The sequence below is a fragment of the Caballeronia sp. RCC_10 genome (genome assembly GCF_041360715.1).
Taxonomy (GTDB): Bacteria; Pseudomonadota; Gammaproteobacteria; order Burkholderiales; family Burkholderiaceae; genus Caballeronia; species Caballeronia grimmiae.
Genome location: NZ_JBFUPT010000004.1, coordinates 218086 through 237632 on the forward strand (window position 1 = coordinate 218086; position 19547 = coordinate 237632).

14 protein-coding genes and 1 pseudogene are annotated in these 19547 nt (G+C 65.1%); 2 read left to right on the top strand and 13 right to left on the bottom strand.

Annotation, left to right across the window (positions count from 1 at the left end; translation table 11 throughout):
• Window positions 1–48: 48 nt before the first annotated feature.
• The gene (mdeB, locus tag AB6804_RS10760; protein ID WP_370886445.1) at window positions 49–2766 is read left to right on the top strand and encodes an alpha-ketoglutarate dehydrogenase; all 2718 of its coding nucleotides are present in this window, start codon (window positions 49–51) and stop codon (window positions 2764–2766) included.
• Window positions 2767–2791: 25 nt separating this feature from the next.
• On the opposite strand, the gene AB6804_RS10765 is transcribed toward mdeB, so the two are convergent.
• The 12 genes from AB6804_RS10765 to AB6804_RS10820 all read right to left on the bottom strand — a co-directional run bounded on the left by AB6804_RS10765 (window position 2792) and on the right by AB6804_RS10820 (window position 18315).
• The gene (locus AB6804_RS10765) at window positions 2792–3268 is read right to left on the bottom strand and encodes an Hcp family type VI secretion system effector (protein WP_370886446.1); all 477 of its coding nucleotides are present in this window, start codon (window positions 3266–3268) and stop codon (window positions 2792–2794) included.
• A gap of 11 nt (window positions 3269–3279) precedes the next feature.
• Window positions 3280–3765: a hypothetical protein gene (locus tag AB6804_RS10770; protein ID WP_370886447.1), complete on the bottom strand. Its 486-nt coding sequence runs from the start codon at window positions 3763–3765 to the stop codon at window positions 3280–3282.
• A gap of 71 nt (window positions 3766–3836) precedes the next feature.
• Window positions 3837–4316 (bottom strand): DUF2778 domain-containing protein, encoded by a 480-nt coding sequence (locus tag AB6804_RS10775; protein ID WP_370886448.1) that lies wholly within the window; start codon window positions 4314–4316, stop codon window positions 3837–3839.
• A gap of 200 nt (window positions 4317–4516) precedes the next feature.
• Window positions 4517–5164: a phosphoribosyltransferase gene (locus AB6804_RS10780; RefSeq protein WP_370886449.1), complete on the bottom strand. Its 648-nt coding sequence runs from the start codon at window positions 5162–5164 to the stop codon at window positions 4517–4519.
• Between the two features lie 161 nt (window positions 5165–5325).
• Window positions 5326–9885, bottom strand: a complete 4560-nt coding sequence (locus AB6804_RS10785) for a cellulose synthase subunit BcsC-related outer membrane protein (protein ID WP_370886450.1) — start codon at window positions 9883–9885, stop codon at window positions 5326–5328.
• Complete coding sequence (bcsZ, locus tag AB6804_RS10790) at window positions 9879–11012, bottom strand: cellulose synthase complex periplasmic endoglucanase BcsZ (protein ID WP_370886451.1); 1134 nt, start codon at window positions 11010–11012, stop codon at window positions 9879–9881. Before bcsZ ends, AB6804_RS10785 begins: the two co-directional genes overlap by 7 nt.
• A 1-nt stretch (window position 11013) precedes the next feature.
• Entirely contained in the window at window positions 11014–13395 is a 2382-nt protein-coding gene (bcsB, locus tag AB6804_RS10795) for a cellulose biosynthesis cyclic di-GMP-binding regulatory protein BcsB (protein WP_370886452.1), read from the bottom strand.
• Window positions 13395–15668 carry a UDP-forming cellulose synthase catalytic subunit gene (gene bcsA / locus AB6804_RS10800; protein ID WP_370886453.1) on the bottom strand — a complete coding sequence of 758 codons (2274 nt, stop codon included), beginning with the start codon at window positions 15666–15668 and terminating at the stop codon, window positions 13395–13397. The genes bcsB and bcsA overlap by 1 nt, the downstream gene beginning before the upstream one ends.
• Window positions 15608–16393 (bottom strand): cellulose biosynthesis protein BcsQ, encoded by a 786-nt coding sequence (gene bcsQ, locus AB6804_RS10805; RefSeq protein WP_370886454.1) that lies wholly within the window; start codon window positions 16391–16393, stop codon window positions 15608–15610. Before bcsQ ends, bcsA begins: the two co-directional genes overlap by 61 nt.
• The gene (gene bcsP, locus AB6804_RS10810; RefSeq protein WP_370886455.1) at window positions 16390–16998 is read right to left on the bottom strand and encodes a cellulose biosynthesis protein BcsP; all 609 of its coding nucleotides are present in this window, start codon (window positions 16996–16998) and stop codon (window positions 16390–16392) included. The genes bcsQ and bcsP overlap by 4 nt, the downstream gene beginning before the upstream one ends.
• Before the next feature lie 124 nt (window positions 16999–17122).
• Window positions 17123–17587 (bottom strand): cellulose biosynthesis protein BcsD, encoded by a 465-nt coding sequence (gene bcsD / locus AB6804_RS10815; RefSeq protein ID WP_370886456.1) that lies wholly within the window; start codon window positions 17585–17587, stop codon window positions 17123–17125.
• 530 nt (window positions 17588–18117) lie between these two features.
• Window positions 18118–18315 (bottom strand): hypothetical protein, encoded by a 198-nt coding sequence (locus tag AB6804_RS10820; protein WP_035964659.1) that lies wholly within the window; start codon window positions 18313–18315, stop codon window positions 18118–18120.
• A gap of 411 nt (window positions 18316–18726) precedes the next feature.
• Between AB6804_RS10820 and AB6804_RS10825 the strand changes: the two are divergent.
• A pseudogene (locus tag AB6804_RS10825) lies at window positions 18727–18837 on the top strand (NAD(P)-dependent oxidoreductase); the annotation flags it as partial.
• Here the strand turns inward: AB6804_RS10825 and AB6804_RS10830 are convergent.
• On the bottom strand, window positions 18838–19302 hold the full coding sequence (locus tag AB6804_RS10830; protein WP_035964645.1) for a DUF3331 domain-containing protein: 465 nt from the start codon (window positions 19300–19302) through the stop codon (window positions 18838–18840). It lies immediately after the preceding pseudogene.
• Between the last annotated feature and the right edge of the window lie 245 nt (window positions 19303–19547).

Sequence of the window (19547 nt, forward strand, 5' to 3'; positions counted from 1 at the left end):
GGGAACTGGATATGCTTGAAGCATTCAGCCTTTACCCGGAGTCGCGCCATGACGGACTTGTCGAGCGGAACCAGCCAGCTTCTTTCTCTTGCGCGAGGCCGTGAAGACACGGACCCCGCCGAAACCGCCGAATGGCTGGAGGCGCTCGATGCGGTCGTCGCGCACGTCGGCAAGGAGCGCGCGCAATATCTCTTCGACAGGCTCGCGGAGCATGCGCTGTCGGTCGGCGTCGAATCGGCGCGGGCGCGTGCGACTCCGTACACGAACACCATCGGCGTCAGCGAGCAGCCGCCGTACCCCGGCCATCTTGATACCGAAGAGAAACTCGCGGCTGTCCTGCGCTGGAACGCACTGGCGATGGTCGTGCGCGCCAACCGGGCGTATGGCGAGCTTGGCGGCCATATCGCGAGCTACGCGTCGGCGGCCGATCTCTTCGAAGTCGGCTTCAATCATTTCTTCCGCGCCGCCGGCGATGAACGCGGCGGCGATCTTGTCTATTTCCAGCCGCACTCGTCGCCGGGCGTCTATGCCCGCGCGTTCCTCGAAGGCTTTCTCGACGAAGACCACCTGCGCCACTATCGCCGTGAGATCGCGGGACCGGGATTGTGCTCGTATCCGCATCCGTGGCTGATGCCCGACTTCTGGCAGTTCCCGACCGGCTCGATGGGCATCGGTCCGATCAACTCCATTTATCAAGCGCGCTTCATGCGCTATCTGCAGAATCGCGGCTTGAAGCAGACGGAAGGACGCAAGGTGTGGGGCTTCTTCGGCGACGGCGAGATGGACGAGCCGGAATCGATTGGCGCGCTGTCTCTGGCGTCGCGGGAGCAGCTCGATAATCTGGTGTTCGTGATCAACTGCAACTTGCAGCGGCTCGATGGCCCGGTGCGCAGCAATGGCCGTATCGTCGATGAGCTGGAAGCGCAGTTCACCGGCGCAGGCTGGAACGTCATCAAGGTGCTGTGGGGATCGGACTGGGACGCGCTCTTTGCGCGCGACCGCACCGGCGCATTGCTGCGCGCATTCGCGCACACGGTCGACGGCCAGTTCCAGACATTTTCCGCGAACGATGGCCGCTACAACCGCGAGCGTTTCTTCGGCCAGAATCCGGAACTGGCGGCGCTCGTCGCGCATATGTCGGATGAGGATATCGACCGTTTGCGGCGCGGCGGTCACGACGTGCGCAAGCTGCACGCGGCATACGCGAGGGCGCTGGCGCATCGGGGCCAGCCGACCGTGATCCTCGCCAAGACGATGAAGGGCTTCGGCATGGGCGCGGTCGGGCAGGGCCGCATGACGACGCATCAGCAAAAGAAGCTCGATCTCGATGACCTCAAGGCGTTCCGCGACCGCTTTCGCCTGCCGCTGTCCGATAGCGATGTGGAGCAACTCAGGTTCTACAAGCCTGCCGACGATGCTCCCGAAATGCGCTATCTCCACGAGCGGCGTGCGGCACTGGGCGGCTATTTGCCGCGCCGCCGTGCGCGGGCCTCGCAACCGGTCGTGCCGCCCGCGCTCGATACATGGGCTCAGTTCGCGATGGATACCGCCGGCAAGGAGATGTCGACGACGATGGCGTTCGTCCGCATGCTCGGCAGCCTGATGAAGGATGCGACGCTCGGATCGCGCGTCGTGCCGGTCGTCGCGGACGAGGCGCGTACGTTTGGCATGGCCAACCTTTTCCGGCAGGTCGGCATCTATTCGCCGCTCGGCCAGTTGTACGAGCCGGAGGACATGGGCTCGATGCTCTACTATCGCGAGGACACGCGCGGCCAGATTCTGGAGGAGGGCATCTCGGAAGCGGGCGCGATTTCATCGTGGATCGCGGCGGCGACGTCCTACAGCGTTCACGATCTGCCGATGCTGCCGTTCTACATCTACTACTCGATGTTCGGCTTCCAGCGCATCGGCGACCTGATTTTCGCGGCGGCGGATCAGCGTTCGCGCGGCTTCCTCATCGGCGCGACGGCGGGACGCACGACGCTCGGCGGCGAGGGCTTGCAGCATCAGGACGGCACGAGCCATCTGTCGGCATCGACGATACCGAACTGCCGCGCTTACGATCCCGCGTTCGCGTACGAGGTCGCGGCCATCGTCGATGAAGGCATGCAGGAGATGATGCAGCGGCAGCAGGACGTGTTCTATTACATCACCGTGGGCAACGAGAATTACGCGCAGCCGTCGGCGCCCGGCAAGACGCTCGACGCGGCCACGCGCGAAGGCATTCTGCGTGGCATCTATCGGATTGGCGACGCTGCTTCAGCGAACGACGCGCAAGTGCAATTGCTCGGTTCCGGCGCGATTCTGAACGAGGCTATCGCCGCCCGCGAGATGCTGCAAGCGGACTGGAACATCGACGCCGCCGTGTGGAGCGTAACGAGCTACACGGAGTTGCATCGCGATGGCGCGGCATGCGAGCGGCTTGCGCGTCTTTTTTCGGATGCGGAAGAGAAGCCTTACGTCGCGCGTGCGCTGGAAGCCTCGCGCGGACCGGTGATCGCCGCGACGGATTATGTGCGCGCGGTGCCCGAGTTGATTCGCGCTTACGTGCCGCGCCGTTATGTGACGCTCGGCACCGATGGCTTCGGCCGCAGCGATACGCGGCAATCGTTGCGCGCGTTCTTCGAAGTGGACCGCGTGTCTATCGTGCTGGCGGCGCTGAAGGCGCTGGTCGATGAGGGCGTGGTCGCGCGGTCGGTGCTTGGGGAGGCGCGGAGGAAGTATGCGCGGGAGGAAGCGGACGGCGACGCTCCCTGGACGCGGTAGCGTGCAGGGCGGGCAATGGGCGGGCTTACGCGGCGCTGTTGTGCCTCACGTCGATGAGGCCCGTAATCGTGCCCGCGTTTCCGCCTGACTTGCTTTGCAACACATACTCCTGCTTCATGCGCGCGAAAGAGAGAGATACCGTTTCGATCGAACTGGTTGCATCGACAGAGGGCCATACCTTCGTGACGAGCACGTCGTATAACGTGATTCGGTAGTACTCCAACGGTCGTCCGCCGGATTTCCGCATGATCAGCTTCGCGTCGGGTATGTGCTTGCCCTGAGCGGCATAGACCGCAAGATTGGGTGACGCACGGTCCAATTCGTGACGGAACGTGAGATCGGACACGGACGCCTTGCCTGCCCCGCCGCCTGAGCCGGAATGCATCGAAGATTGCTGCTCGATACACATCTCCCAATGAATCACCTCGATCGCACCTTCAAGCGATACGTCCAGCGATTCTCCGGTAATGCCTTTGATCTGCAACAGAATGTCTGACGACATGAGTCAAACCTTCATGAGTGGCCGACGTCGCGGCACGAGCTTGCGCGATATCTGCACATCGCGGCACGAACAGCCAGCACGGCGAGAAGCACGCCTAGCCAGCAGGTAATGAACAAGATCAGCAGATATACCGTCTGAAGCGAATTTGATTCACCGCCGAATGGAGTCGTCAGGCGATCATGCAGCCAGCGCGGACCACCGGGTGCGGTCACCGCTTCGTGGAGTTGATACGCGACAGAGTAAGCAGCAGCGAACATCGCAACGGCGCACGCAAGAAGCGATAACCGGCGTCGAAGAAACTGGCCAGTGAGAAGCAGGCTCGTGCACAGCATGACGGCGGCGAAGAACCAGCACGCGCTGAATGTTGCCAGAAGGCTTCCGTCGATGATGCTTTCGACGCCTACTGCCTGATAGCCCAGCGCATCGAGCGCCGACCGTACGGAGTCGGCTAGCCAGTCGGGAATCGCTTCAGCCCGGAGGTTGATGAAACGGGTCATGGCGGCGCCTGTCACGAATGACACGACTGTCCATAACGCGACATGCGCAAACTTCGACAACGGCTTCGAGATCATTCGACCGTGACCATTCCGTACGCTTTGAGCACGGAACCCGGCACCGGAACTGATGGGGGTGACCGCCTGATAAAACGCTGTAACAATTCGAACTCCGCAGGATTGACGAGCGTGATGCAGCCTTCACTCAGCCCGCGCTGACCTTCCGGATGCAGGCGAAAGTTTCCGCGCGTCACGCCGTCGATGTTCGTGGTGTCTCCGCTTCTCGGGTTCCAGAGCATGAACCACTTTCTTCGATCAGTCGAACCGACGAGCGGCGAGAAGTTGTCGCGTAAGCTGCCAAGCAGGCCGCCCGACTGACGATCGACGATGTAATACGTGCCGCGCGGGATTGGGCCGATTTGCCTGGTCGCGACTTCGGCCGGATTGTCGCGTCCGAGCTTTTGCCCGGAGAAGGCCTCGACCGTTCCGTAACCCAAGCAGACAAGCGTGGACGTGACTCGATTATTGAGTTTGAAGGTGCATTGCACGGACATGTCACGAGAGTCTTTGTTTAACTTTGGCCTAAGCGGCGGAATCTATTTTTTCAACTACGAGCAGACTTTCAAGGTATCGCGTTTGTATTTCTCGGTGTATGGCATTTCGTAAAAGTACTAAGGTATCCTTGGCATTTGGCTGGGATCGGTGCGTTTTCTCGATCAAACGCTGATGACAGGCCGCGATGCCCCCGTACGCACTAACCCCGCAAACCCAGCAACGTGCGGACTTCCTCATCGCTCGTCTGATCGAAGTCGAAATAGAACTGCCCGACCCCCAGGTACTGCTGCGGCCTCAGCACGCACACGAACTCATCGACAACATGCGCGACGCGCGCCTCCGAATCCAGCGGGGCGACCGGCACGGCGGCAACGATCAAAGCAGGCGGCGCGTCGCCGTTGCGCAACGACATGGCGGCGGCCTTCATGCTTGCGCCCGTCGCCATGCCGTCATCGACGATGATCGCGATCTTGCCCGACAGATTCAGCGGCGGCCGCGATCCCCGATAAAGCCGCTCGCGCCTTTCCAGTTCCGCGCGCTCGCCGGCAATGACGTCCCCGAGTGCGGAAGCGGACACGCCCGCATATTCGACGATGCGCTCATCCAGATAGAACGCGTCGCCGGAAGCGATCGCGCCCATCGCGAGTTCAGGCTGCCACGGTACGCCCAGCTTGCGCACGACGAGGACATCGAGCATGGCATCGAGCGCGCTCGCCACTTCGAACGCCACCGGCACGCCGCCGCGCGGCAGGCCGAGCACGATGACGTCGTCGCGGGCCGCATACGTCGAAAGAAGCGTGGCGAGTTCGCGGCCGGCGTGGCGTCTGTCGGTGAAAGTCGAGGTCATGTGATGTGTCCTCGGATGTGCTGAAACATGCGCCTGCATGTCCCCTTAGCCCGCAAGCTACGCGCGTTCCCGCGAAAGCGCCATAGCCGGCATCAGGCTTTTCAGCGAGGCAACGTCGCAAGACAAACGACCGCCCGCGCATCGCCAGAAACAACGCCCGCTCAGTTCGCGAGCGACAGATACGGCGAACTGAACGCCTGCGGCGGAAATAGCGGCTGCACGTTGCCTTGCCGGTTGAAGCTGTATCGCACGTACACCGCCGCCAGCCATTCCCGATACTGATACGCGTTTCCGAAGGAAGCCGTCGCGCCGAACGCCAGTTGCGGCGCGAGCTGATACTCGCCGGTCGCGCTCAACGAGTACGACACGCCCGTCTTGCTCTGGCCGGGATACACCGCGCCGGCATCCGGCACCGTCGACGAACCCGCCGCGTTCTGCTGCCGCTGGCTATCGGTCGGGAAGTAGCTCGACGCATCCTGCCGGTAATGCTGCACGCCGACCGATCCCTTTACATCGTAGGTGAAAAGGCCCGTGCGTCCCATGTATTCGACGGGAAAGTTGAGGATCACGTACTGCTGCGGGCTGAAATAGCCGCCCTGACCGTACGTGAAATACGACAGGTTCTTGTCGTAGTGCATGAGCGTCGTGTTCGCGCCGACGGTCAGCGTCTGGTCCGGGTCCTTCAAAAGCCGCGTGTAGATGCCGCCGCCGCCTTTCTCCGCCGTGTTCGACGCGACGTTTCGGCCATCCAGATACTGGAACGCCGCATTGACATAGACGCCGCTCGTGCCGTCGTCCCAGCCGAGGTCCGCGCGCGCGCCGCTCGATGTCACGCCGCCCCATTCGAGGCCCTGGCCGGCATCGCGTGCGCCGGCGTAGGAGAGCAGGCTGTCGGTGACGGCGCGGCGGGCGACGGCGAGCGAATACGACACCTTGTCGCTTATCGCGTTCTGATACTGCACCCCGCCGACGATGTTCGTCTCGCGGAAGCCGAGCGGCGTCGTGCCGATATCGCCCTTGAAATGGCGATTCTCGTAGCCGACCGACAGGCCGACGCCCGTCGCCGTCTGCGAGCCGTATCGATTGGCGACCGGCGTCGTCGTCGCGCCTTGTCCCGAGCCGAAGCGCGCGAGCGTCTGCTGCGTGCTCTCGGCGGTGCCAGCATCGAGCGTGACGGGCGTCGCGCGCACGATCACGTGCCCGTTGCCCGCCTTGATGCGGCCTTCGACGGGCGCTTCAATATCGGTCAGATTCGACAGGCCGTTTTCGCCATCGCGATTGCGGAAGATGATGCCGCCCGAGATCGTGCTCGCCTGCTCGCGGTTGATCGCGGCCAGTTCTTCGGCGACGCCGGCCGTCTGCGAACTGGCGATGCTTGCCGCGCCGCCCGCGCTCACCGCTGCGGCGGACGCGGCGCGCTGCGATTGCGCCGGATAGTAGGGCTGCGCGTAGCCTGCAGGCGGCTGCGGAATGTAGGGCTGCTGCGCGTACTGCTGCGGATAGGGCTGTTGAGCGTAAGGCCGCGCATACGGCTGTTGCTGCGCGTATTTATACGGCGCGTATTGCTGCTGTCCATACGGCGCCTGCGCGGGATAAGCGGACGCCGCCGCCGTCTTGCGCGATGCCGCCCGCTTCGAAGCCGGTGCAGCGGCGGTTGCATATCCGCCCGTTTGCGCCTGACGCGCCGCAGGCGACATCGGCCACGGCGACGTGGCGTACGGATCCGCCGCGCCGTAGGCCGCTTGCTGCTGCGGATACGGCGGATACGCGTCCGGCTGCGGGTATGTCAGCGCCGGATAAGCGCCCGGCTCCTGCCCGGGATACGGTTGCAGCGGCGCGGCCGGCTGCGCGTAGCCGGCGTTGTCCGGCGCATAGCCGCTGTTTGCCGCCGAGCGCGGGCCGCCCGACTGCGCGGAGCCATAGGCATCCGGGCCATATCCGCCGCTTGCCGCTGAGCGCGGCGCGCCATAGGGTTGAGGCGCCACGTAAGGCACGGAATAGGGCGCGGGCTGCGCAGGCGGCGGCAGATAAGTCGGCACGGGTGGCGAATAGGACGAGTTGAACGAGTTGGACGAGTTGGACGGACCGAAATCGGCTTGTGCATTTCCCGAGCCCGCCGTTCCGACGGCCGCCTTCCCCTCGAACGGATTGGTCCCCGGAAGCGGCGTCGTGCCGATGCGATTCATCGCGGCCTGCCAGTCGCGCGGAACGTTGCCGCGCCTTTCCGCGCCGCCAGCGACGGACGGACTGGCCGCAACCAGCGACCGCTGCAAGAACTGTGCGGCGAGATCCAGCTTGCCTTCTGCTCGATACATCCGCCCGATCGCGGCGAGCAGCGCGGGATCGTTCGGCGCGGCGGCGATGGCCTGCTTCGCGATCGATTCCGCCAGCCGGAAATCGCGCACGCCGGATGCCGCCGATATCGCGGCGCTCTGCAAACCGATATCGTCCGGACGGCGGGCGAGCGCCGCGCGATAGCACGCGAGCGCGTTGCGGTCATCGCCGGCGGACGTGTACATGCGGCCCAGCGCCGCCTGCAGGTCCGCGTTGTCGGGCATCGCGGCGAGCCACGGCGCGATCACGTCGTAAGCGCCCGCCAGATTGCCGCGCGTGCGCACCGCGTCCGCCTGCGCGATCACGATGCCCACGTTCAGGTCGTTGAAATCGGCGCGCTGCTGCGTGGTCAGCGGCATCGACTGGAGACGCCGCATCACGGAGCCAAGCTCGGCGCTTTGCTGCGTCGATGAAAGGATGCCCGCGTATTGCAGCAGCAGCCCCGGATCGTTCGGCGCACTGGCAATCGCCCCGCGCATGAGCGCGAGTCCACGCGAAGCATCGCCCGCCTTCAGATACGCCGACGCGAGCGCGCCCGTCAGTTCCGCGCTGCCCGCGGCGAGCGGCTCCGCGCGCTGCAAGATGGCGATCGACTGGGCGCGCTGGCCCGCGTTGGCGACGCGCGTCGCGAGTTCGGCCTGCTGATGCACCCACAGTCGATGCTGCAACGCCGTCATCGCCGGCGTGCGCTGCGCGGCGGGGACGCGTTCCAGTCGCGCGAGTCCTGTCGACCAGTCCTGCGTTTCGGCGGCGAGCAGGGCGCTGGCGTACAGCGCATCGGTCATCTCGGGGTGCGCTGCGACGAGGCCGTCCATCATGCTGCGCGCATTGCCGACCGCGCCCTGCCGCACATAGATGCGCGCCAGGTCGAGGCGCAGCCACGGATCGTCGGGCAGGTTGAGCAGCGCGTCTTCGAAGAGGCTGCGGGCCGCGCCGAGATCGCCGCGCGCTTCGGCGGTGCGCGCCTGGGCCGCCTGCGCTTCGCCGCGCAGCGTGTTGATGCCACCCGCTTTCGCCTGCTGTTCCGCGTTCAGCCGATTCGCGAATTCGAGCGCTTCGTCGCCGCGTCCTTGTGCGGCCAGTGCGCCGACGAGCCCGCGAATCGCGTCGGGATTGTCGGCCTGACGGCGCAGCGCCATGCGAAACGCCGCTTCCGCGCCGCGCGGATCGCCGTTGTTGAGCAGCATGTCGCCGAGCAGGGTTTGCGCGGTGACATCGGACGGATTCACGGCGATGGCGCGCTCGAACAACGCCTTCGCCTTCGCGATTTCACCGTTGCTGCGCGCGCCGATGCCATCGCTCGTATAGGTCCAGTAGGTCGCGCTGGTGAGCGCGTCTTTCCAGCGGGCGGCGTTGCCGGCACGCGATGCCCGTTCGAGATACGTGCGCGCCTCCGCGAAGCGCTCCTGCTTCAGCGCGACGACGCCGAGGCCGCCGAGCGCGTCGGCATCGTTCGGGTCGCCCGCGAGCACCGACGAAAAGCGCGCCTGCGCCGCGACGAGATCGCCGCGATCGAGCGCCGCGAAGCCATCGGCGACGGCGCGGCCGCGCGCATCGACGGCGGCGTCCGCCTGCGCGCGGTCGCGGGCGGCCTTGTCCTGCTGCACCATCGCATCGAAGCGGGCCTTCACGGCGGCGTCATCGGGCGCGGTCTGGAGATACGCCTGAAACAGCGGCGCATCCGATGCCCGCGCGCCCAGCCACAACAACGCCTGCCGCCAGCTCGTTTTCGCCTGCGCGCCGACGGCGCCGTCGCCCGCCAGCTTCGCGAGCCGCGCGATGCCGTCGCGGCGCGTCGTATCGCGATAGGTCAGATGCTGCGCGTAGGCGAGGGCGTAGCGCGGATCGTCGGCGTTCTGACGCGCGAGCTGTTCCAGCCCGCGGCGCGCCTCGTCCCAGCCCTGCGGCGTCGCGGCGAGCGCCTGGTAATACTCGAGCTGAAGCGCGGGCGTCGCGGGCTTGCCGTCGATCGCGCGCCGGTATTCCTGCACCGCCGACGCGCTTTGTCCGTTTTGCGCGAGACGGCGGGCGTCGTTCACGCTCTGATCGCGCGGGCTGGATTCGCCGAGCCTCGCGCCGAGTTCGTCGATGCTCGGATAGTTCGGCGCGACCTGCCGCAACTGCGCGAGATATTGCTGCGCGCCGCTGCCGTCCTTGCGATCCGCGAGCACCATGCCCATGCCGAAGAGCGCATCCGGCTGCTTCGGATTGATGCGCAGCACTTTCTGCCACGCCTGCTCGGCGAGATCGCCCCGCTTGTGCGCCTGCCAGTACTTGCCCTGATCGACGAGCACGGTCAGCGGATCGGCGCTGGTCTGCGCGAATGCCCATGCGGGCGCGGCGCAGAGCATCGCCGCGATGGCGCGTTTTCTCGTGCGGATCAGCATGCGCTTTTCCAGTTCGGCACGAGGCGGCCGTTGGGGTCGAAGCGGTATCGCCCGTCGATGAAACCGCCGCCGAACAGCCCGAGCACGCGGTCGTAATAGACCGGCTCCTGTCCGCCGTTCAGCGCATCGAGATGGGCGCGAGCGAGGCCGAGACTTCGCTCGTCGTTCAGCGCCCTGAAATACGGCGCCAGCGCGCCCCAATACGATAGCGGGCCTTCGCCGCTCGCCGCGCCGGTTGTCGACGAAACCTTCTCGGGCGGAAAGCCCGCCTTCGCCACGCTTTGACGCATGCCCGAAAGCGCGTCGAGCCAGGGCCGCGCGAGCGGATCACTGCTCGCGGCGAGGCCGGCCCACAAATAGACGCGGATGGCGTCGTAGCTGCCGATATCCCCGCTCTTCGGATCGACGACGAACTGGCCATTGCGATACGCCGCCCAATCCGGCGCGTAGCCGCGCGGCGACGTGATTTTGACGAGGCGGGCGGCATTCTGCGCGAGCTTCGTCCACGGGCCGTCGGGCATCTCGTGGGCGAGGCCGCGCAACAGCGGCAGGGGCAGATAGCTCGGATTCAGGCGCGTCACGCCGTCCGCGCTGAAGCCTTGCGGCCCGGGCAAGAGCATCGGCCCGAGGCCGGGCAGATCGGCGACTTCCTGCTTCACCACCTGCGCCGCGAGGGCGCGGCCGAGCCGCGTGTAGGCCGGCTCGTTCCACAAGCGGCCCGCTTGCAGCAGGTCATAGGCGATCCACAGGTCGGCGTCGGAGGCCGCGTTCGGGTCCATCACGCCGAACGAGCCATCGGCCTTGCGGCCCCATTGCCACGCGGGCAATCGAATGTCGTTCGCATCGAAGCGACCGGCGGCGAGGTTTGCGCGCGTCCAGCCGAGCAGGCGGTCGAAACTCGCGCGGTCGTTCGCCACGAGCGCGAAGAACATGCCGTACGACTGGCCTTCGGACGTCGTCTGCTGCGCGTCGGTGGAGCGGTCGACGACGCGGCCATCGGCCTGCACGACGCGCTCGACGAAGTGCCGATACGCGGGCCAGTCGCAGGACTGCGCAGCGTTGGCAGGCGACGCCGCGCCCATTACGACGACCGCGCCCGCCGCGAGCCGAACGAGAACCTCACGCATATCAATCCCTCAGACGCCGCGCCGCGAGCGAACGCAGCGCGCGGTAGAACAGCGCAGCGATGATCAACGCGGCGATCACCGCGGAAAACACGAGCAACAGCGGATGCGCGGACAGCGCCCAGCGCATGTAATGCATCGGCGAGAGATGGCCGACGTAATACGCCTCGCCGTTCGACGTCACCGTGACCGTGCGGCCGTGGATGACGGCCATCGCGCCTTGAATGGACGGCAGCAGGTCGTTGTCGAGCAGCGCGGCGGAGAGGTCCGCATCCGATTGCCCCGCCGCGCTGATGAGCGCCACCGCGCTGCGCCCGCTTTTCAGCGGCGATTCGAAGCCAGTCAGGAGCGCGTCGCCGTTCGCGCTGACGAGCGACAAATCCGCGCGTGCCGGCGAGCGCTCCGGCCCGTCTTCGCCATGCCACCAGTCGACGACCTTGAACGCCACGTCGCTCAACTGGAAGGTGCGCGCGTCGCCGTCGCTCGAGAAAGGCATCTGCTTCGCCCAGCGTTGCAGCAGCGGCTGGCGGCCCGGCGCGCCGAGAATCAGCAGGTCCTTGTCGGCGAAACGGTCGACATCGTTCGCGTTCGTCACGGTGACGCCCGTCACCGGATAGCCCGTCGACGCTCCCATGCGGCCCATTTCCAGCAGATACAGGCTGTAGTCGGCCGAGCTTGGGTCATTCGGCAGCACGACCGCCGTCTGCGACAAATCCGCGAGCCGCGTGAACGGAAAGCCGCCGTTGGCGAACGCAGCGAGGTCGGGCAGCGCCATGTAATGCGGAAAGCCGGACAGGTCGATGGTCGAATTCGGATCGATCGCGCCGACGACGTTATCGAGCACGCGGCCCTGACATTCGCCGGTTTTCGGGATGTCGTAATAAAAGTGCAGGCGCAACTGCGCTCGCGGCGTGATGAGCAGCGGCGGCAAGTAAATCTGGCGGCGCGCGGCGGCGGTCCGGTCGGGCAGCACGCGGCTGAAATAGTGCGCGAGATCGAACGTCGATGCCGACACCGCCGGAATCCGCAGCGATTGCACGAAACCGTTGTTCACGCTGATGTTGAGCGACGAGCGATCCGGCGCGGGCCGCACCGTGTAGCGATAAGCCAGGTCGATGGGCACGCCCTTGGTCTGCCACATGAAGAGATCGGGCGGCACGCGCAGGTTCACGCGCACCGCGTCGGCGTCGTAGCCGTTGGCGGTCAGATCGCGCGCTTCGGCCAGTTCGCCGAAGCGCACCGGGCGGTCGGTGCGCAGCCAGTTCGGGGCGTCGTAGGGGCGGCGCGGCTGCAAGTCGTTGAACTGCGTGATCGTCGCGCTCGCACCCGACAGCGTGTTCTGCCCGACGCCGAGCGCCTTTGCGGCGATCTTCAGTTCCTTGTCGTCGCGGCCGAGCACGAGAAGCAGGCGGCCGCGTGCGGGGGCATCGCGTTCGACGATCGCGATCGTCGGACCGGAAACCGGCGGAATGTCGACGCCCGGCAGCTTCGCATCGCCGAGGGCGAACACGACGGCATTCCCGGCGAGCGGCACGGCGTCCGTCTGCGCGGGAAAGACCGCGCCGCGATAGCCCGCCAGCGACCCGAAATACGACGCCACCATGCCCGCCGCCTCCAGTTCTCCGAGGCCCGGCTTGCCCGCGAACACGAAAGGCAGTTCGAGCCGGCGCACGTCGCGCCGGTCGAAGAAAGGCTGCGGCAGCGCGGCGAGATCGGGCTTGCTCGCAATCGACGCATACGTGAGATCGAGCGAACTGGCATTGCTGACCGTCGCCCAGAGCGTCGAATTGGACGGGTCTTCGCACTGCTGCGTGTAATGCCCGATCAACTGCACGTTCAGGTGATTGAACTCGGTGATGAAGCGCGGATCGATCGCCACGTCGCGGGCGACGAGCGTGCCGGCCTGCTCGCGCGGCACCGGCAGTGTCGCGGCCACTTCGCCGTTGACGAGCACCTTCAGCTGCGAAATCGCTGGCAGCAGCGACGGCGAATAGCTGTAGATCAGATGCAGCACCGCGCCGGTCACGACCTCGTCGCCGCGCACCGAGAACGCGATGCCGTTCTGCCCGTCCGTGCCGCGCAATTGCAGCGGATCGAGCGCGCCGTAGTCGGCGAACGTGAGCGTCTGGCGCCGTCCGCCGGGGACGAGCATGCCGGGATCGGCGGTCGTCGGCACGCGCGAGGCGAGCGGCTTGTCGGGCTTGCCGGAGAACGCGGGGATGGGCGCCGCGAGCGCGGGCTGCGCGATGGTGTTGGGGTTATAGACGACGGCCGGGCCCGGCGCGACGTCGGCCGCCCCCGCGACCGACACGCCCAGCGCCATAGCCAATGCAAACGCGCATGCCACTGCGCCGCCGAGACGCGGCCTCGATGATCCCTTGCTCATTATTGATCTTTGGTCGTCAGCTTGTTCGCGTCGACCGGCGTCTTGCTCGTCCAGGTCCGAAGGTCGCTGTACAGGTGCTCGAAAAGGCCGGCGATGCCGCGCGTGCCGACCAGCAGCACGTGCGACAGGCCGCGCAGCGGGGTATCGGCGAGGCGGCCTTCGGACCACCCGGTCCAGGCATCCGCGCGCGCGAACGTCGTTTTGACGAAGTCGTATTCCTGCTCGCGCGTGAGCTGCAAAAAGCGCAGGCCGACGCGCCCCGGCTCGCTGAAACCCACGGTCGCGGGGAACGCGAATTCCTCGTCGCCGCGAAACAGCGAGACGGTGACGCGCTCGTGCAACGGCACGGCGATGCTGTTCGGCAGCTTCACGCCGACGCCGCCTTCCGAATAGTCGATGGTCTCGCAAGCGAGCGTGCGCCCCGTCGCGAACTTGAGCATGACCGGCATTTTCATGGTCACGCGATGCGTCGACCGCACTTGCCGCTGCTCGCTCGCCGCCGCCACCGACGCGCCGAGAATCAGCATGTTGTAGACGGTCCAGCAGAGGTTGAGCACGGTTGTCTGCACTTCGCTGCGCACGTGCCAGTTCAGGCCGATATGCACCGCGCCCGCGATGAAGCCGAGCAGGTTCAGCAACAGGAGGAACAGATACGGGCGCGAGATCGACCAGTCGAAGTAAGCCTTCGCGATCTGTCCGCCCTTCGCGGTCACGTTGAACTTGCCGAGCTTCGGGTTGATGACCGCGAGCAGCGTCGGCGCGGTGATGTACGACGCCAGCACCGACTCGTACACTTCGGCCCAGAACGAATGGCGGAACGACCGCTGCATCCGCGAATTGGTGATGCTCGCATGCATCATGTGCGGCAGCGCGAAAATGGCGATGGTGCTCGCCGCCGCTTCGATCACGTGCGCGCCGAAGAACAGATACGACAGCGGCGCGGTCAGAAACACGAGACGCGGCACGCCATAGAAGAAGTGCAGCATGCCGTTCAGATAACACAGCCGCTGACCGAGCTTGAGGCCCTTGCCCGTGAGCGGATTGTCGATGCGGAAAATCTGCGTCATGCCGCGCGCCCAGCGGATGCGCTGACCGATGTGCCCCGACAGGCTCTCCGTCGCGAGCCCGGCGGCTTGCGGAATCGCGAGGTACGCGGTCGTATAGCCCAGCCGATGCAGCTTCAGCGCGGTATGCGCGTCCTCGGTGACCGTTTCCACCGCGATCCCGCCGATCTCTTCGACCATCGAGCGCCGCAGCACCGCGCACGAGCCGCAGAAGAACGTCGCGTTCCAGAGGTCGTTGCCGTCCTGCACGAGCCCATAGAACAGTTCGCCTTCGTTCGGCACCTTGCGGAACGTGCCGAGATTGCGCTCGAACGGATCGGGGGAAAAGAAGTGATGCGGCGTCTGCAGCATCGAAAGCAGCTTGTCGCGCAAGAACCAGCCGAGGCAGATTTGCAGGAACGAGCGCGTCGGGATGTGATCGCAGTCGAAAATCGCGAGGTACTCGCCGTTCGTGATCTTGAGCGCCTCGTTGATGTTGCCCGCCTTCGCGTGGCGGTTATGCGTGCGGATCGTCCAGTTGACGCCGACTTCCTCGCAAAACGCCTTGAACTCGGGGCGGCGGCCGTCGTCGAGCACGTGGATCGCGAGCTTGTCGGTCGGATAGTCGAGCGCGAGCGCCGCGTAGATCGTCGGCTTCACGACGGAAAGCGGCTCGTTGTAGGTCGGGATGAAGACATCGACCGTCGGCCACGCGCCGCGATCGGCGGGCAAGGGCAGCGGCTTGCGCTTGAGCGGCCACGCGGTCTGGAAGTAGCCGAGCATCAGCACGAGCGTCGCGTAGACTTCGGCGGTGACGAGCAAGAGACCCCACGCGGCGTCGAGCGGACGCTCCCAGTACGTCGTTTCGGTGAGCCGCCAGTACATGTAGCGGCCCGAGGCCGTCACCGACAGCATGATCATCACGAGCGTCGCATACTGGCCCTGCAAGCGGCGGAAGCCTAGCGCGCAGACGAAGCAGATGGTTGCGAACGCGAGTTGCTGGCCGAACGCGAGCGGCACCGTCACGACGAAGTACAGCGCGAACGCGGCAAAAAGCGTCAGCGCGGCGACCACGATCCGGCTGCTCCAGATCCCCGCATCGACGATCCGTTCGAGCCGCGACGTCGCGACGCTGACCTCCGTTTCCTGCGATGGAATCTTCGCCGATCTCATGCGACGTTCCTCGAAGGCGCGATCGCGTCGATGGCGGCGAGCAGCCAGTCGCCGCATGCGCGCAGATCGGCGGCGGCTTGCGAGAGCGGATCGTAGTGGATCAGCGTCGTGTCGCACGCGAGCGACTCTGCGATGCCTTCGTCCTGATGGATCACGCCCGGAAAGAGCTTCGAGCCGAGCATGTTACGCAGCACCTTGAGCACGTCCTTGCTCAACTGGCGCGATTGATCCACCTGATTCACGACATAGCCCTGACCGGCAAAGTCCCGGCGCGGCGCGGCGTACGCGTCGATCATGCGCTCCATGCCGGGAATCGCGGCGTAGGAGGCCGCGTCCGCAAGCACGACGTTCAGCGCGAAATGGGCCGCTGTCAGCGCGGTGCGCGTGTAGACGGAGGAGCCGGGCGGGGTATCGACGATGACAATATCGTTTGCGTCGAGCGCAAGAGAATTGAGCGAGCGCGCGAGCCAGGCCGGATCGCCGTCGACGAGCGTTTCGAAGCGGCGGCGATCGTCCTCGACGACCGCGCCATAGGGCAGCACGGTGACGCCGTCGATGCCGTCGAACATCACCGTTTGCCACGGACTCTGGCTGAGCGTGGCGCGCGAGATGCCGTCGATGCTGTCGAGCGGAATCCCGAAATGCAGGCGCAGCGCGTTCTGCGGGTCGAGATCGAGCACGATCACGCGGCGATTGCGCGACGCGAGCACCGAGGCGAGATTGGCGGCGAGCGTCGTCTTGCCGACGCCGCCTTTCGCGGATACGACCGTGATGACTTTCATGAGCGTGGGCCGCCGTTGCGCAGGCGGTGGAACAGCGCGGGCAGGGAGTCGTCGGAGGCGGCTTGCGCGGCGGGCGCGGGCTGGAAGAGCTTGCCGAGGATCGACGAAGCCGGGTTGACGCGCGGCGTTTCGCCCTTCTGGATCGCCGGAGACGCAGCGGCTGCGGCCCTGTCGACCACAGGTATCGCCGCAGGCGCGTTGCGCGCGTCGAGCCGGCCGGGGCGCGCGACATTCAGCGACGCGGGAGCGGCCGTTTGCGCCGCCTCTTCCAGCGACGAGAACCGCGCGGCGCTCAGCGAATCGTGTGCGGCGAGCGGATTCACAGGCGGAATCGTCCGTCGATGAGACCGCGCGAAGAGCGGCGGCTTGCCGCGGCGAATCGGCGTGAGCGTGGGAGTGGGCGTCGGCGCGGCGTCCGATGGCCCGCGCGACTCGCGGCGTGCCGCGATCTCGGGAATGGCCGGCTGCGCGAAGTCGAGCGTGGCGAGCAGCGGCCAGCGGGTGCGAGCGTTCCTGGCCTCGTTCTCCCGGCCGATCTCCTGATATTCCCCTGCATTGCCGCCGAAGTGATCGAACAGCTTCTCGATGTCGCGCGAAGTATTCATGGATGCCGCATCCTCGTGATGCCCTGCTTCAAACGTGGCCAGTGCTGCGTGCTGCATTTTTTCGCCGTCCGATACTGAACGGTCGATGCCGCCAACGACGCGGCCCATCCTCGACAGCCGATGCTCAGCTTGCGCCGTGCGCTAGCCGGAATTCGATGGCGGCGTCGCCGCCTGTCTCGCCGATGCCGCCGTGCTGCCGGACGGCAAGCCCTTCCGCGCCCAGCGCCGAAAGCCAATGCTGGTACGCGCCTTCCAGAAACGCGGGCGTCCACGCGAGAGCGCTTTCGCCGAACGCTCGAAGCGGCGCGCAGTAATGAACGATGCGCAGATGGTCGCGCGCGTCCGACACCTCGACGAAGCCCCAGTCCGCTTCGCGCCAGACTGCGTTCAGCGCATCGGCGAGGTCGGCCGTCGAGGCACATGGCGGCAGGGGCGACGCATCGGCAAAACGGCTGCCTACGCGATGCATCAGTTGACGCAGCTCTGCACCGCCGATCTGCGCCTCGAACTCATCCGCGAGCGACGACAGCAAGCCGCGCCACTGCCGGGATATCTGACGGTCGAGCAGGTAATCGAGAGGTGCGGCCATCGTGGTTGATTCGAATGCGCGCGCAAGGTGCGTGCAGGTTGTCCGGAGATTTTCGCCTTTGCTTATCTGACTGAAAGCAGACGTCTAATCCCTCTAATCCCAATAGTCGGTCAGGCGTTGCTTCTCGTCTGAAGTTAGCTAAGATCATTGGCTTTTGCCAAAGATCAGTAATCAGGACGATTAGCCAATACGGCGATATACCGCTTGATTCGCGGCATTGATTTCGGTCTTTCAGACGCCGTCGCATGGACGAACGATGGACAGCAGCCGCGCCTTGCTTCAGACGCGAGCCCGCGCTGAGCGGACGGCGAAGTGTACCATCGTGTTAATACAGTTCGGTAACGAATATTGACGCTTTTGTTTCGCTTGACTTTTTGTCGGTCAGAGCGACCGATGGCAATTCGATCTGCGCGGCGATTATTGTTCTGATAATTGGTGCGACGGCGCAGTGAAGAACGGTGAACGTCGTGACCGAAACTGGACAAAAAAAGCGCCCCGTCCGGGGCGCTTCATGTAAGGAATTCGAACGCTCAGGGGTTGGCGCGAACTGCGTCCCTGACAGCGTCCATCACGATGCCGTAATTGAGCGGGATGTCCAGCGAATCGGCGTAGTCGGCTTCATCGGCGGAATCTGCCTGCGCGGCGCCAAGCGGGATTGGCTCGTAGGCGGTTTCACCAGCCGGATTGTCGCGTCCTTCGATCGCACCCTGCAATTGCGGATTCTTCACGATTAACTCCTTCCGGTAATGGAGCGGCGAGGACCTGCAAGATAAACCAGTGTCATGACAAATTGACGACTCGGATTGAAACTCTTCGCGAAACGGATTGCGTTCGGCGCGCCGGGAATCGCCGTAATAACGCGTTTCGACAAGAGTGCGGGGTCTCTAGTTTAACGGCGTCTTCCTCGCATCATGGTGTGCGGCGGATTATGGCCGGACGGGTTGGTTATTGGCGGGGACACTTAAAACCGGCTCGGAAATTGCATTCTCCGAACCGGCCGCCGGTTCCGAAAGCGGCGGCGATGCCAGAACGATTCTCGCATTCGTCAATTCGTCGAAACGGAATCGGGTCATTCGATGCGGCGCCTCTGTGTTTTCGCTCTCTGTGTGAAGGAATTACCGCACACGGAGTTGCATGCCGTCGATGCCAACGGCAGAAGCTGGATCACGTTCGACGACTTCGCGATTGCCTTTCTCGACGCCTTCGAGCGCGGCGAACCGGTCAGGCAACGCTTCACGGTCGGTTACTGATCAGCCGTGGACGTCGGCTTCGACTTCCTCGTCTTGCGGCATCGCGGCGGCGAGAATCATCGCCGATGCGTTTTGCGGCTTGGGATCGCGCTGCGACGGGCGATACACCTGATCGCCGCGATGAATCGGCATTCCCGACAGGGAGCAGACGCCTTCCGTGTTGGCCGTCGTCGCGCGCCAGCCCTGATAGCCGTAATGGCAGGTGCCGGGATCGGACCAGTAGACGAGCGCGGTCGCGCTGCTCGGGCGCTCGATCACGCGCACGATGGCTTGAGGGTAGGGCAGCCGGTCATTCGCAGGCTGCGGATGCGCCCGATTCCAGTCGCGCGTCAGACGGTCGACGAAGGCGCTCTCGGCGCGTGCGGTTCGTTGGGACGGAGCGATGCGGCCGGTCTCGGCGGGTATCGTTTCGAGCTGATGGACCGTTTGAGACCACGGATCGGCTCGCTTCGAAAGTGCTGTCATGGCGTTTTTCCAGGCTTTGGCTCGACCTAGAACGTACGTCATTAAGCACATTCCGATAAATACGGCATCAGTGAAAACACTGTCCCGTTGACGCGAATAATCCCAATGGGCGGTCAGATTGCGCTTATGTAAATGCCGGATGCTTGCCGGGTAAGGCTTTGCAGCCTGTTTAAGTTTTGACTACACCGTCGGCAAAACAGAGCGTTGCGCGAATCCGAAAGCGATAAGTAATTAAAAAGAAGGCA

Excerpts from the sequence above, each read along its gene's own strand:
- AB6804_RS10770 (WP_370886447.1), bottom strand. The coding sequence starts at position 3,765 with ATGACCCGTTTCATCAACCTCCGGGCTGAAGCGATTCCCGACTGGCTA.
- AB6804_RS10830 (WP_035964645.1), bottom strand. The coding sequence starts at position 19,302 with ATGACAGCACTTTCGAAGCGAGCCGATCCGTGGTCTCAAACGGTCCAT.
- mdeB (WP_370886445.1), top strand. The coding sequence starts at position 49 with ATGACGGACTTGTCGAGCGGAACCAGCCAGCTTCTTTCTCTTGCGCGA.
- bcsP (WP_370886455.1), bottom strand. The coding sequence starts at position 16,998 with ATGAATACTTCGCGCGACATCGAGAAGCTGTTCGATCACTTCGGCGGC.
- bcsB (WP_370886452.1), bottom strand. The coding sequence starts at position 13,395 with ATGAGCAAGGGATCATCGAGGCCGCGTCTCGGCGGCGCAGTGGCATGC.
- AB6804_RS10780 (WP_370886449.1), bottom strand. The coding sequence starts at position 5,164 with ATGACCTCGACTTTCACCGACAGACGCCACGCCGGCCGCGAACTCGCC.
- AB6804_RS10775 (WP_370886448.1), bottom strand. The coding sequence starts at position 4,316 with ATGTCCGTGCAATGCACCTTCAAACTCAATAATCGAGTCACGTCCACG.
- bcsD (WP_370886456.1), bottom strand. The coding sequence starts at position 17,587 with ATGGCCGCACCTCTCGATTACCTGCTCGACCGTCAGATATCCCGGCAG.
- bcsQ (WP_370886454.1), bottom strand. The coding sequence starts at position 16,393 with ATGAAAGTCATCACGGTCGTATCCGCGAAAGGCGGCGTCGGCAAGACG.
- bcsZ (WP_370886451.1), bottom strand. The coding sequence starts at position 11,012 with ATGCGTGAGGTTCTCGTTCGGCTCGCGGCGGGCGCGGTCGTCGTAATG.
- bcsA (WP_370886453.1), bottom strand. The coding sequence starts at position 15,668 with ATGCGGCGACTGGCTGCTCGCCGCCATCGACGCGATCGCGCCTTCGAG.
- AB6804_RS10765 (WP_370886446.1), bottom strand. The coding sequence starts at position 3,268 with ATGTCGTCAGACATTCTGTTGCAGATCAAAGGCATTACCGGAGAATCG.
- AB6804_RS10785 (WP_370886450.1), bottom strand. The coding sequence starts at position 9,885 with ATGCTGATCCGCACGAGAAAACGCGCCATCGCGGCGATGCTCTGCGCC.